This window comes from Streptomyces sp. NPDC008137 (genome assembly GCF_042957035.1).
Lineage (GTDB): Bacteria > Actinomycetota > Actinomycetes > Streptomycetales > Streptomycetaceae > Streptomyces.
Genome location: NZ_JBIBHN010000014.1, coordinates 50,366 through 64,145 on the forward strand (window position 1 = coordinate 50,366; position 13,780 = coordinate 64,145).

General features: G+C 67.8%; 6 protein-coding genes. 3 read left to right on the plus strand and 3 right to left on the minus strand.

Features of this window, described 5'->3' with window-relative positions; all coding sequences use genetic code 11:
* Positions 1-376: 376 nt before the first annotated feature.
* The gene (locus ACFZBT_RS22405) at positions 377-937 is read right to left on the minus strand and encodes a hypothetical protein (protein ID WP_391106084.1); all 561 of its coding nucleotides are present in this window, start codon (positions 935-937) and stop codon (positions 377-379) included.
* A gap of 480 nt (positions 938-1,417) precedes the next feature.
* Positions 1,418-2,275 (minus strand): BTAD domain-containing putative transcriptional regulator, encoded by an 858-nt coding sequence (locus tag ACFZBT_RS22410; protein WP_391106086.1) that lies wholly within the window; start codon positions 2,273-2,275, stop codon positions 1,418-1,420.
* 1,085 nt (positions 2,276-3,360) lie between these two features.
* Between ACFZBT_RS22410 and ACFZBT_RS22415 the strand changes: the two genes are divergently transcribed.
* Both ACFZBT_RS22415 and ACFZBT_RS22420 read left to right on the plus strand, forming a co-directional pair.
* On the plus strand, positions 3,361-6,261 hold the full coding sequence (locus tag ACFZBT_RS22415; protein ID WP_391106088.1) for a hypothetical protein: 2,901 nt from the start codon (positions 3,361-3,363) through the stop codon (positions 6,259-6,261).
* Positions 6,258-10,202: a hypothetical protein gene (locus ACFZBT_RS22420; RefSeq protein WP_391106090.1), complete on the plus strand. Its 3,945-nt coding sequence runs from the start codon at positions 6,258-6,260 to the stop codon at positions 10,200-10,202. The genes ACFZBT_RS22415 and ACFZBT_RS22420 overlap by 4 nt, the downstream gene beginning before the upstream one ends.
* Before the next feature lie 994 nt (positions 10,203-11,196).
* Here the strand turns inward: ACFZBT_RS22420 and ACFZBT_RS22425 are convergent.
* Positions 11,197-12,084, minus strand: a complete 888-nt coding sequence (locus ACFZBT_RS22425) for a hypothetical protein (protein ID WP_391106092.1) — start codon at positions 12,082-12,084, stop codon at positions 11,197-11,199.
* A 512-nt stretch (positions 12,085-12,596) separates the two neighbouring features.
* Between ACFZBT_RS22425 and ACFZBT_RS22430 the strand changes: the two genes are divergently transcribed.
* Complete coding sequence (locus ACFZBT_RS22430) at positions 12,597-13,748, plus strand: hypothetical protein (RefSeq protein WP_391106094.1); 1,152 nt, start codon at positions 12,597-12,599, stop codon at positions 13,746-13,748.
* The last annotated feature ends 32 nt before the right edge of the window (positions 13,749-13,780 follow it).

Sequence of the window (13,780 nt, forward strand, 5' to 3'; positions counted from 1 at the left end):
ATCCTGCCCCGAAGATGCCGGAACTGGCGGGCAGCGCCGAGCGGTGCGGGAGAACTGTTGCTGCGGGGAGCAGGCCCGCACATCGCAATCAGTGAGGATGCCGCGGGCCCACCGTCGGACGCGTTCGTGGTCTGTCCGCCAGGAGGCGGGCCGGCGCATCGCGCGGATGGCGTCGTCCAGGCGGAGGTGCTGTTCCGGGAGCGACTGCACGTGCCAGTGGCGGCCGGTGTCGAACTGCGCGTGGACGGTGCCCAGATATCGGGTGCCTTCGTAGACCGCCCAGGTCGGCCGGTCGGTGTCGCCGGGCCGTACGAGGCGGACGTCCCGGGTGTCGACGGTGCGGGTGAAGAGATGGCTGCTCAGCTGGAGTGGGAGGTCAGGCGACGGCATGGTCGGGGGCCTCATAGATGAAGGGGGTGAGGGGAAGGCCGTGCGCCATCCAGTTGTGGAAGGCCTCCGCGGTGTAGAGGACACCGCTGCCCGAGAGGCGACCGGGCTGTTTCGGATGGCATCGGTTGAGCCGCAGGACCAGGTGCAGGCCACCGGCCTGGTCGGATTCTCCGAGGTCGAGGTAGACCGGGCGGCGGCAGGCGTCGAGGGTCTGGCGGGGCATGCGCCAGGCGAAGTTGACCTGCGGTCGCCCGAGAGTCGGGCCGAGGCGCAGTCGGCCTTCGCGATGGGCCTTACAGGCGTAGAAGAGCCAGACCATCGTGCCGTAGACCCGCTCCCGGTATTCGATGTCGATGCGGGACAGGGGCCCGTACTGCAGCTCCACGATGTGCCCGCACGGCGTCAGGACGTCGCCTTCCAGCTCGCCGCGCGGCACGAATTGCTGGTTGCTGCTCAGGCTTCTGCGCCGTCCCTGGTTCCAGGGCCCCTCGTCGCGGACGAGGGAGGGGCCGAGGTCTGCCCCGCACTTGGGGCATCGGGTGAGCATGACCGCTGGACCGCCTTGAGCTGAGTGTCCAGCCAGGTGACCAATTCCTTCGTGAGACCAAGGTCTTCCGGCGCCCGGCCGGCGGCGCGCAGCACCCTCACTGGCTTGTCACAGGAGCGCATGATCAGGTGAAGGCCGTCTCAGGAGAATACCCAGGTGAGCGGCCCAGTTCGAGATGCCGTGTGGAGCGGTCACGGGGACTGGTGCGGTGAGCGCTGTGCTGTGCTGTGCTGTGCTGTGCTGTGCTGTGTGGAGGGTGACGCCGAGGACTCCGCCTGCGCCACCGTCGAGTACCGGGCCTATCGCCGTGTTGTCGGAAATAGCCAGCCCGAGGGCGAGCCCGGCTTACGGTGTGCCGGTTTTCTCGTGTTCGTCGCATGGTTATGGTGCCGGGCGAGTTCCCCGGAGATGAGCAGAGTTTCAGGGTTGGTCGGGCCTTGTGGGGCAGGTTGAGTGGCCTGGTGTGGTTGCGGAGGCGGGTCAGTGGTCGCCGGGTCTTCCTCTGTTTGCTCGGTCGTGTGATGGCCGCGGTGGGCTGTGTGTTGCCGTGTTGTTCGATCGGCTACGACTGGGTTGCGGGTTGGTTCTCCTTGAGCCAGTCGTGATTGTGGCCTCGTTTCGGAGGAGGTTCCATGTGCGTTGGGTGGAGCATGCTGAGATGAATTCTTGGGATGGCTCTACGTTGAGTTGTTCTCGGAGGAGTCGAACGAACATCCGGTAGTGGCGTATGGCCTCGCCGATGTTGTTCTCCGCGAGGTGGACCGAGATGACGGCGCGGTGTGCGCTCTCTCGTAGCGGTTCGATTCGTACGCTGGCGAGTGCCGCTTCGAGAGCGAGGGCGTGCCGGCCTTGCTGGGTGAGTCCCTCGGCCAGCTTGTCCAGTGCGTGCAGTCTCAGCTGGCGAATCCGTTCTCGCTCGAGGAGGATCCAGTCCTCGTCCCATCCTGGTAGCAGATCACCTCGGGTGAGTAGTTCGAGCGGGGGTGGCGCGTCGAGGAGTCCGTTGGATTGCACCACGCGAAGGGCGACTTCTTCCAGTGTGGTGACGTCAACGCTCACGGCGCAGGAGAGGGACAGGTTGTCTCCGCTGCATTCGATGACTGTCGGGTTTCCGTGCGGCAAGTGCCACAGTGTTGTCCGCAGGCTGCCTCGCGCGCGCTCTTCCGCCACGTCCGGCCATAGCGTGCCTGCGGCGAGTGTGCGGCTGGAGCGCCCACTCAGGTACAGGAAGGCTACGAGTCGTTGCGCGTTCATGCACAATTCTATGGATTCGCCGGCATGCTTGAGATGGAAACGACCGAGGAGTTGCAGGCGGGAGCTGGTGATGGAATCGTTCATTTGCCTTCTCGCAAGCGTCCATGGCGGAAGCTGGTCGGAGATGCGCCCCGAAGTATTGCCCGCGCACTCTGCCGCCTGCTCCTCAGGATTTCATCTTGTGAAGCCTGCAAAGGCTGGGGGTGCGTAGGACGCTCCGTCAGGTCGGCTGCGGCGGGCGGGTTCCTGCGTACTTACGGGCGGCAAAATCGGCCGGGCGGGTTCGCGTGGCGCGTTGTCTGCCGTACCCGTGCAGGTTTGGGTGTGAATTCCCGGCTGGTATGAGAGCGTCCCGAGATGGTGTGATCGTGGTGTTAACCATCGAGATCACTCTGCCTTTTTGCGGGAAGGAGGTCTCGTCATGGTGACACTATGCGGGCTGGACTCGGAGCAGCAAGATCCGAAGGACGGCGGTGGACGGCCAAAGTGCAATGTTCCGCTTGGGCATGACGGCCCTTTAGTCGATTTGCAGAGGCGCAGTCGCCCTTACGCACGAAATTTTCCCCGGCCCTCATGGTGGACGCAACTGCTGCCGTGCCGGACTGTGGTGCGGGTCCGCCCTGCCGCCCGGGTTCCAGCAACGGCAGGGGCAGTTGGCCTCGTTCGTATGTGAGGGCCTTGGCCTTCAGCGTTTTCGCAGGCTTTGCCTCTTGAGGGAGTTGGGTGTATGCCCCAGGGCTCGTCCCGCCGTTGTGAGTCGGTTCCCCGGGGCGGGCAGGGGTGCGTGCGCCGAGCCGGGCGTGCAACTGCTGGGGGACCGGCCGCGTATCTCCGGTCGGCGTTTCGCCGGGCGGTCTGGATCCGGCTGCCGGCGAGCCAAGGCGCCGTCGCCGAGTCGGAGGTGAGAAGGCTTGCGGAGGGGTGATCCGCGTGGCCACGGTGAACGGTCTGTGTCGTGTCCTTGATCTTTTGCCCGGGGTCGTCGCGGACTTGATCGTGGCTGTGCTGCTGGCAGACCGTGCCGAGGAGGCGGTGGGCAGGACGGCCCGGAGCAGGGCGGGCAGGCGAACGTACGCTCCCGTGTGCGTGTTGACGGTGGGGTGACGGCCCGTTCCTAGCCTTGAAGGATCCGTGCTGCGTGCGGCGTGCTGAACTGAGGGGATCGGGCCATGACCGGTCATGAGGACATCGAGCAGGGGCTCTGGCGTGACGATGTGCCCCTCGCTGTTGGGCTGAGCGCCTCCGGCTTCGCGACGATCGAGGATCTGGACGCGGCTTCTGCGGCCGACATGGACATGGATCACATGGTCGTCGCGTTGCTGCGGCGTGACGACATGGTGGTCCTGGAGTTCCGCTTCAGTGGTCTGGTGCGGACCGGTTCGGGCGCGGAGCAGCGGCTGGTGCCCAAGAGCGCCACCGTGCCCGGCATGCTCTTGGTTCGTATGCCTCCGCAGGCGATGCTGGAGGAGGCGACACCGTCTGGGAGCGCCTCGACCGCGGTGAAGCGGGCGTGGTTCTCCGGTCCGAGTGAGGTGTCGTTTCGGGTGGCGCCGGGGACGGCGGTCCCGTTCACCGCCACGGGGCTGCTCGGCTGGGCCGGGCTGGCGCCCTCCGGGGCGCGGCTGGAGTGCATCTGGGGGCTTGTCCTCACGCCGGAGACGATGGAGGGGGTGACGTGGCTGCACGCCGCGGAGCCGGTGGGCGGGCCGTCGGGGGCGACCGGGATCTGGCACACGCGTCTGTCCCTCGCGCCGAGCGCGTCCGATCCGGTCAGGGCCCCGTCCCGGCTGCCGGTGCCGGTCAAGCCGGCCGAGGTCGTGACCTTCGACGAGGGGTTTATGAGTTCGCTGTCGCCGGTGCGGCGACGTGATGTCGGCGCCGCGATGAAACGGCGCCCCGCATGGGCGAGGGATCTTACGTTCGGCGCACTCGGTGCGCGGGTGGACCTCACGGGCAACTGGCGGGGCCTGCCCAGTGTCAGTGTCATCGGCTACAGCCATCAGTCCGTCGGTGGCCGTGATGCGATGGTGAAGGTGGTGCAGCGGGGCTTTCTGCTGCCTTTCGGTTTCCCCGTGCAGATCGACACCCAGACCGAACGGCGACTCGACCACGGTCTGGTGCAGTCCAGTGTGCTGACGGTGTTGCTGCCGGAGGTCACCTACGACGGGGTCGCCGCGCTTCCCCGTCAGGGTCGAGCTTTCCCTTTCACCAGGGTGCGGCTGAACGACCCGCGGGCCGTTGACGTCACCGCGACCGGGGACACGCTCACAGACGTGGGGTTCTGGGTGCAAGGGGCGCCGGGAGCCGGCGGGCGGCTTCGGTTCAACCTGACGGCCGAGGACCGGCGCGGGCACTCGGTCTCTTTCACGGCGCCGATGGTCTTCGTCAAGGGGGACAAGGCCCATGGCGACCTGTCCCAGGCGTTGACCGCTTTCAACGCGCAGGCGAAGGACATCGTGCTGCCTGCCGCAGGACGGCTGGAACTGGCACCGGCGACCGGTTCGGACCCGGAGTCCACCACCGTCGACCTGGCGGCGCTGCGGATCGGGGCGGAGCCTTCGAGTGCCTCGCAGAGTGCCCTGGAGGAGGCCGGGCGGCTCGCCGCGCACCCCGTGCTGTTCGCTGCGGAGGCGCGAATTGCCGCTTTGGACGGTCTTGCCGCGCGCAGTGCGGCCGCCCAGGCCGAAGGCTTCACCTCGGCCGCTCACTGGCTGGAGCTGGACAAGCAGTACGTCGCGCAGGGCCTGGCGGCCGCCCGGCAGGTCTATGCCCGGCTGCGCACGCCGGTGCCCCTGGCGCCTCCGGTGACCGATTGCGGTGGGGTCGCCAAGCTTGACCTGCCGGTCTCAGGGCTGTCGAGCGCGGCGGGCCTGGTGGGCGGTGACCTGGAGAAGTTCAAGGGCGGCACCTTCTCCCCGGCCAGCTACTTCACTGCGCCGCCGCAGCCGACAGCGGTCCCGACGCGGCTTTTGGGTTTCATCGACCTGACCAAGCTGGTGGACGATGTCGGTATCCCCCCGGCGGGCGCGGGCGACGGTGAGGGCGTCCCCCGGATGCTGACCACGGTACGGCGGCGGCCGGGAAGCCCACCGCACGCCGTGGAGACCACGCTCAGTTGGCATCCCGAGGTGAAGGCGGGCTCGTTCGGGCCGCTCGTGTCGACGGCCGATACGGCGCTGGACATGCGCAGCACCACGCTGGTCAGCCTTGGCGGTGGTGAACCCCAGACGGAGGTGCGCGGTGAACTGCGCTCGTTCACCTTGTCGTTCGCCAAGGTCCTCGACGTCCGCTTCCAGCGGGTCGCGTTCACCAGCAGACCCGGGAGCTCGCCCTGCCTCGACGTCAAAGTCGGGGCTGTGGGGTTCAGCGGGGACCTGCAGTTCCTCAACCGGTTGCGCCAGTACTTGCCGTCGGTTGCGAACGGACCGCGGATCAAGGTCGACACGAGCGGGATAGACGTCGGCTACACCCTCGGCCTTCCCTCTGTCGGCATGGGCGTGTTCATGCTGCAGAACCTCGCCTTGTCGGCCTCGGTGCGACTGCCTTTCAATGGAGACCCGGTACGGGCGACCTTCGCGGTGTCCTCGCGTGAGCGGCCGTTCCTGGTCACGGTCGCCGTCTTCGGCGGTGGCGGCTTCCTCGCGGTCACCGTCGAGACCGGCAAGGTGGTCGCTCTGGAGGGGCAGGTGGAGTTCGGCGCGGCCGCCGCCTTGAACCTCGGTGTTGCCAGTGGCTCGGTGTGCATCACCGCCGGCGTCTACATCCAGCTGAAGAACGACGCCTCACACATCAGGGGCTTCTTCCGGGCTTTTGGGGAACTGGACATCCTCGGCATCGTCAATATCTCAGTCGAATTCTATCTGGCTCTCGAATTCCGGTCGCCCAAGACGCTCTACGGCTGGGCCTCGGTAACCGTCCGGGTCCGCGTCGCCTTCTTCTCCGAGTCGGTGACGATGAAGCTGGAGCGCACCTTCGTGGGCGGTGATGACCCGGCGTTCGCCCAGGCGTTCCCCACCCCGCAGCCCTGGCAGGAAAGGTGCGCCGCCTTCGCCCCGATGGAGGACGCATGAACAGGGAGACAGTGGTGTGGACGTTGCTGCCGGACCCGTCGGCGTCGCAGGTGGCCGACGGGATGGCACACCTTTCGCTGGTGTTCGGCCTCCAGCTGTCCAGCGACGAAGCGGGCACGGGGGTGCTGCCGCTGTCCCGTTTCCCTCACGTCCACAACTGGCCCGGATTCCCGTTCAGACTCAGTGTCCGATTCCGTACGCCGACGGGTTCTTCGTCGACCACGCAGGCCACGGTCGAGGCGATTGAGGAGCCCTCGCTGTGGTCGAAGCTGTTCGCCGCCGTCCAGGTCAAGCCGTACGTGTTCGACCACACCGTGGCGACCGACCCGCTGCAGTCCTACCCCCTGCACCTCGTGTCGGGCTCGCTGCGCGAGCAGTACGCGCGGCTGTTCACATCGGCCGACGGCCGCTACCGGGCCGATCCCTCCGGCGGCGAAGAGCCCACGGGCCGCGACAGTTGGGCGGCGGTCGATCGTCTCGTACGCCGGGTCGCGGCGACCGGCGGGCATCGGGCGACCGACGCGTACACCACGCTGGTCGAGCAGGGTGTGGTGGCGGACGACTTCGGTCTGGATCCGTACGGGTGGGCACGCGTGGCCGACTTCCATGAGCCGTTCGTCCGCCCTCACACCGACGGGGAGGCCCACGCCACCGGCGAGCTGCAACTACCGGGGTGCGACTTCCATGGTCTGCTCGCGGCGCTCGCCGACCATCCCGGGCTGATGGAGCGGATCGGCCTCGTGCGGCGGGTGAGAGTCGCGCTGCCCGCGGCGCTGAGCGGCGCCGTCAGCATCCAGGCCGTACCGCAGGACCATCCCTTCGTCCGGACCAGCCAGCCCTTCACGCAGTGCGTCGTGCAGCAAGGCCGGCTCGTCCTGGCACGCCGCAACGGCACGGCCGGCGCTTTGCATCTGCCGCTCGAGGACACCGCGCGGTACACCGTCCATGACGTCGACCTTGACTCCGCAGCCCTCGCCTTCCAGTCGTACGCCGACATGCTCGCCCGGCTCCCCCGCGACGGGGACGCCCCAGAGCTGCGGGCGCCCGCCCTGCGCTCCGATGGCATCTACGTGGCCGAGGCGGACCGTCAGGTCGCCTTCCGTGAGAACCTGCAGCAGGCCTCGGCACTGGACACGGACCTGCAGACGGCCGAGAAGCCCGGCGAGGCCATCACGCTGAACGCGGACAACGTGCAGCAGGGCTACCGGGTGGACGTATTCGACGTGGAGTCCGGCCGCTGGTATCCCCTGTGCCGGCGGACCGGCCGCTACACCGTCAAGGGGCATACGGCGTCCCTGCCGATCGATGACGAGGGCACAGTCGCCGACGCCCTGCACCGGGGGGTCGACGCCCAGGGACGCCCCGTGAGCCGACTGCACCAATCCCTGTTCCGCTGGAACGGCTGGAGCCTGGTGGCCGAACCCCCCGGCAAGATGCTGAACCCCACCGAGCAGCTCCAGGAGCCGGGCCCGGCCCTCGATTCCTCACTTCCTTTCTCGTCGGCCGTTCAGCCGGCCGACGGCACACTGCCGTCCTTGCGGTACGGCCGTTCCTACCGCTTCCGCGCCCGTCTCGTCGATCTGGCGGGCCGCAGCCTCCCGTTCAAGGCGCAGCCGGCCGACGACGAGCCGGCGACCCCGCCGCTGCGCTACTCGCGCTACGAACCGGTTCTGGCACCCGTTCTGGTGCCCAGACGCCCTGTCACCCCGGGTGAGTCCCTGACGGTGCTGGTCGTCAGGACCGACAACGCCAACTCGGCCTCCCCGTTGCCCGGCGGCACGTGTGAGCGCCATCTGCTGGTCCCCAAAGCCGCCATACAGTTGCTGGAGCGGCACGGCGTGCTGGATGTGGCTGGGAAGAACAAGCTGAGTCCCGCGGTGTACGACCTGCTCAGTCGCCTGGACGGCGGCTCGGTGAAGGGGCAGGCCGACCCGGACTCCGGAGGCTCCCCGTACGTGGACTCCGACAGGATGACTCTGCCCTGGCTTCCCGACCCCTTGTCCCGGGGAGCGGCATTGCACGGCCTGCCGGGGATGCCTGAGCTCCTCGCGATGTGGCCCCAGGGCAGCGGATGGCATGAGCGGCTTCCGCTACGGCTCGTGGTCACGCCGGGCGGGATGAGCGGGGCACCGCCGCTTCCGGTGGTCGACCTCGCGGCCCGGACGATACGGGTGGCGCTGGGCCCCGGAGCAAACCTGACGGCGCTGCTCAGCAGCATGCTCAACCCTGGCGAGGAGGACCTGCTCGGGCTGTGGCACTGGTTCACCGAGTCGAAGGCTCAGGCGCCCGGCGCCCTCGATGAGACGCGCGCGATGGCCGCCAACGGACTGCTCGCACAGCTGACGCCCGCTGCGGAGCTCCGCCTCATCCACGCAGTGCGCTGCCCCGTCACTGGGCCGGAGTTCGGGCAGGTGAAGGTCGAACGTGCTCCCGAGGAGACCGGATACGTCCTGCACGACCCGGTGGTGACCGTCCATGAGCCGACGACGCTGTCCGTGCACACCGAGGCCACCTGGACCGAGTACGTCGACGACGTGACGCAGAGCAAGCCGAGTCAGTCGCCCGGGCGGGCGATCCTGCACCAGGGCGAAGAGCACGTCCGTTCCGACATCGATCACCGTCCGGTGGTGACCGAGGAGAGCGACGCCTCGGCGAGCGCCGTGACCGCGACGGTGCCGTTCCGGGCCCGCCATGACGTGGGCGACGCCCGGCACCGTGCCATCCGCTTCACCCCCGTCGGCACCTCGCGTTTCGTTTCCTACTTCACGCAGCGGCGCAGGGTGCGGCTCACCGGCACGGCCCCTGCGGCGGTAGCGAATGCCTTGGTACCGGGCACGGTCGTCGTACGCGCCGCCGTCGACCCGCTCACGACCGCGGGCACCCCGGCCGATCCCGGCCCCACGTACACCTTCGGCCGTGACTTCACCGTGGACGACGCCGGGGGCAAGGTCTCGCGCATCAGCGGAAGCGGGATCCCCGACGGGGCCACCGTCGAGGTCGCGTACACCGAGCCGCCAGTGACGCGGGCGGGCAAGGCCGTCACGCTGCACGTTCCCTCGGCCGTGCGGCCTCCGGCGCCCGCGGTCCACTCGGTCGTGCCCGCGTTCCAGTGGGAGAGCGGCACGAGCGGGACGCTGAGGACCAGCACGCGCCTAGACGGCATCGTCCGGGTCTACCTGCAGCGGCCCTGGTACGCCTCGGGAGAGGGAGAGATGCTGGCCGTGCGCGTCCTCGGGCAGAACGAGCAGCCCGGCTCGGGTTCCGAGAAGTGGGCAACCATGTGGGGGCGTGACCCCGTCCGCCAGCCGGGTTCCGCGCCCGTGATCGGCTACCCGCGTCCCGCCGACCTGCTCGGTGCCGCCGTCGACGAACCGGTATCCCCCGGCCACGCGATGGGCTACCCCGTCACATATGACGAGCAGCGCCAACTGTGGTACGCCGACGTGCGCTTCCAGGCCCAGAACGTCTACCAGCCGTTCGTGCGGCTCAGGGTCGCGCGCCTGCAACGGCACGCGCTGCGTACCCCGCAGGACCTGCGGCTCTCCCCTGCAGTGGACGCCGGGTTCATACAGATTCCCGCCCGCCGGCAGGCGTCAGTGGGCGTCGTCGACAGGACGGCGACCGTGACGGTCACCGGCCCCGTGCCGCCGCCCGGCCAGGGCAACATCGCGACCAGGATGACCGTCGGGGTGCAGGTCCGGGGCCTGTCGTCGATCGACGATCCCGCCCAGTGGTCGACGGTCGGCACGTCCTCCGCCATGGCCACCTTGACTCAGACGGAGACCACGGGGCCCTTCGCCCACTGGACCGGGACGCTGACCCTGCCGGTGGCCCCGCCGACACGGCCGCAGCGCCTGCTGATACAGGAGGTCGAGGAGATCCAAAGCGGCGACCGGGGTCTGATCCAGCGAGTGTCGTACCTGGACACGTTCACGCTATGACCTCTTCTGCTGGGCTGGATAGTCATAGTCATGGGCTCCCATGACACTGTCCGGAGAGGGGCCCGGGGCCAGCCCGGGGGCCCAAGATCCCCGGCAAACAAGGCTCCCGTGCTGTTGAGCGTGCTGTTGAGAGACGTTTCGACGTGTCAGTGTCCCGTTGAAGGACACAAGGCCTTGAGCAAACCTGTGAAGGGCGCAAGGCCTCGAACAAGCCTTGCCTCACGCGGAGGTGACGTGCGCAAGGATGATCATCACCGCTCGGGAGGTGAGGGACCTTCGCTCAGGCGTGGGCGGTGCCGAGGGAAGATTGCGGTGCCGGGTTGTCTGCGCGGCGGGTGTGTCTTCATGCCTGCGCAGGTACGCCAGTCCGGCCAGCGCACGCTGGTGCGGCGGGAGCTTGCCGGGGGTGACCCCGCCCAACTGGGGGCGGCCCCACCCAGCTGCTCGCCGATCGCTGCTCGCCGATCGCACGCCCGACCTGCCGCGCACTCTGCGCACAGCCGATCGCAACCACGTCTTACCCGGCGGCATCCGTGCGGGAGTTACGACCGGGTCGGTGACAACCGGCCCCGACTCGTCTCCCGCCGGCACGGCGTGAAGGTGCGGTGCTTAGACGACCGGCCAGGTACTGTGCCTGTCCGGGCCGCCGGAAGGGTCAGCACTTGTCGCCCGTGTTCACCCATGCAGAGGATGCGAAACCGGAGTAGTAAGAGGACTGGCACTCCTCCCTCTCCAATACCCACCCGTCGTCGCAGACCGAGCGCCTGTTGCAGCACGGCACGAACAGGCACTCATTCATGCATTCCTTTTGGCACTTGGCCTCACACCGTGCCGGGTTGTACTCGTCCTCGCAGCTCATACGGCACATGACGTCGCACTCCTGCGGACAGAAGGAAAGGGCCCAGCCCGTAGGGTAGTTCTCTCCGCAGTTCGGCCAGTCGTCATGGAAACCTGGTGTTCTCGCCTTCACGGGAATCTCCTTTCCGAACGAGCTTCAGCCGTGGTCGAAGTAGCGCGTGTATCCGCCGACGCGGAAGGGGAATTCGAAAGTGACGTCGACTGGGACGAAGTACTTCTCCACCTCGTCCGTGGTGCGGCTGGAAAAGGTAAGGACGACGTTCATGATCCGGCGAGGGCCGCCGATACCGGAAGGCCGGACGTCTATCGACGTCAGCGAATAGCCCTCCATGGACCGTTCGAAGGTCTTCCGGTAGATGGTCGAATAGCGCACCATCAGATAGTTCAGGGCCCGGTGCTCGGCCGAGGCACCCACATTGCCGGAGACCCTCATGACCGTCCTCAGCAGGTCCTCGGCGGACCGGTCGAACTGCTCGGCCTCCATGGACTCGGGCCGTTCGATGGCGGACATCAGATCGTACACATCGGCGGAGTAGATCTGGTCGATGCTCACCACGGGCAGCGCCAGCCCGGGGCACAGGCCAGGCGGAGCCTGTGCTGTGCGCGCCCCGATGACCACATCGAACGCCGACGCCTGATGGGCAGGCCGTACGGCCTCGGCCAGGAGGCCGATGTCTGACGGCTCTCGCGGTAGCAGGACATAGGTGTCCACGCCCTGGACGGTGAGCACGTAGCAGAGTTGCCGTGCCAGATAGCGGTTCTCCGGACGGTTGAGGACTTCGCTCAGCGCTTCGCGGTCAGTCATCCCCGCGGTGTCGGCACGGCTCATGCTCTGCACGAGTTCCTGCTCAACGCCCGAGTTCGGGAAGCGGAAGTCGACCTGGCCTATCACGTAGACGTACGAGGGTGGCTTGTGCGTGCGCGCGTCCGACGCGCCCCGATGCGTCCCGCAGTTGCACGGCCCGGCGGTCACCGAACCGGTCGGCTGTTCCTTGGTGTCTGCCTCGATGTCTTCAGCACCCATGGGTAGCTCCTGAACTTGGCCATGTGCGGCAGGGCGCGATGGAGCAGGCGCCCCTCGGTCTCATCTCGTGCCGCCGCGCCCGCCCGAGAAGGTCATCCACTGGTTCAGCCTGCGGGCACGGTCCTCGCAACCGCGACACGGCGTGATACCGAGCGTTGAGGCCGCAAGCTTCACCACCTCACCGAGGCCGACCTCGTCGTCCACGAAACCGGGAAGCCGCACCCGATGGGCGGGGCCCCGGTTCCCCGCCTTCGCCTGCCGGACCTGGTGCCGCGGCCTGTTCATGGCTCACCACCTCTCCCCGGGTTCCCACAGCGAGGGTCCTGCGGCAAAAGCACCCTTCTCGGCCCCGCCGAGCCCGCCCCCATTCCATCCTCCGCACCGGCGCGTCATCGCGCACGTTCGAACGGCCGCCGCCTGACGGCGCAGTGACGCCCGGATGACACCGGATGCGTAGCGTCGAAGGAAGGGGGCCAACTGTCCACAGAGGCACCCGAAACGGAGAACGCATCATGACAAGCCAGGACAACGAAGGCAGGGACTACCTGGTTCCCGACGAGGGCGGCCCCCAGGGGCAAGGAACCACCGGCGAAGCCGCCGGGATCGCCTTCGAACCCTCCGCCGACAGCCTGTCCCAGCACGAACCGCAAGACGGCGTGGCAGCCGGCGTGCGGGAGGTCAGGGAGGCCGCCGCCGAGTCGATCCGGGACCGGGTCGTCGATGCCGGCGGGCCGTCCTCCGCGCAGAGCCTCTCCGGCGCAGGCAACATCCAGGGCGTCGCCATCGGGCCCGCCGAACGGGACAGCGAGGGAGAGCCCGGCCAGCAGGTACTGCATGTGTACGTCGCCGAACCGATGACCGTGACCGAGGTGCGCACCCTGCTGGTGGACTCGATGGGCGTGCACCAAGCGCGCGAAACACCGCTGAGAATCATCCACAGCGGGATCGTCGACGCCTTCTCACACCGCTTCCGGGACCGGCCCGCACCGGGTGGAATATCCGTACACCACTACCAGGACACCGCCGCAGGAACCCTGGGCTGCCTCGCCTTCGGCCGCAGCGGAGCCGCCGCGAACAAGGTGCTCTGCCTGAGCAACAACCATGTACTCGCCCGGGTGAACAACTCCACCATCGGAGACGGCATCATCCAGCCAGGCAAGTACGACAGCGGCACCTTCCCCAACGACCAGATCGGCATCCTCGAGAAATTCGGCGTGATCAATACGTCCGGCAAACCCAACTACGTCGACGTCGCCGTCGGCTGGTGCTTCCCCGATCGAGTACGCCGCGAACTGGTCTACCTCTCCGGCGGCGCACCACACTACTTCAGAATCAACAACGCGACCCGCGCCCCGTTCCACGGCCAACCGGTCGGCAAGAGCGGCCGCACCACCCAGCTGACATACGGAGCAGTCGAATCCACCTCCTGGAGCGGCCAGATCAACTACGCAGGCCGAACGGCCTTCTTCGACCGCCAGATCTCCATCCGCAACCCCTCCTACCAGTTCAGCGCCGCAGGCGACTCCGGCTCGGTCATCTGGACCAACGACCAGAACCGCAACCCCGTAGGCCTGCTCTTCGCCGGTTCACAGGCATCAGGCCACACCTTCGCCAACCCCATCGACTGGGCAATGACCGCCATGGACATCCACCTCCTCACCTAAGAAGTCGTCTTATTTGGGGACTGTCAAACGAG

Bases quoted from the DNA above. Each gene is read 5' to 3' on its own strand.
- ACFZBT_RS22415 (WP_391106088.1), top strand. From the start codon at position 3,361: ATGACCGGTCATGAGGACATCGAGCAGGGGCTCTGGCGTGACGATGTG.
- ACFZBT_RS22405 (WP_391106084.1), bottom strand. From the start codon at position 937: ATGCTCACCCGATGCCCCAAGTGCGGGGCAGACCTCGGCCCCTCCCTC.
- ACFZBT_RS22425 (WP_391106092.1), bottom strand. From the start codon at position 12,084: ATGGGTGCTGAAGACATCGAGGCAGACACCAAGGAACAGCCGACCGGT.
- ACFZBT_RS22430 (WP_391106094.1), top strand. From the start codon at position 12,597: ATGACAAGCCAGGACAACGAAGGCAGGGACTACCTGGTTCCCGACGAG.
- ACFZBT_RS22410 (WP_391106086.1), bottom strand. From the start codon at position 2,275: ATGAACGATTCCATCACCAGCTCCCGCCTGCAACTCCTCGGTCGTTTC.
- ACFZBT_RS22420 (WP_391106090.1), top strand. From the start codon at position 6,258: ATGAACAGGGAGACAGTGGTGTGGACGTTGCTGCCGGACCCGTCGGCG.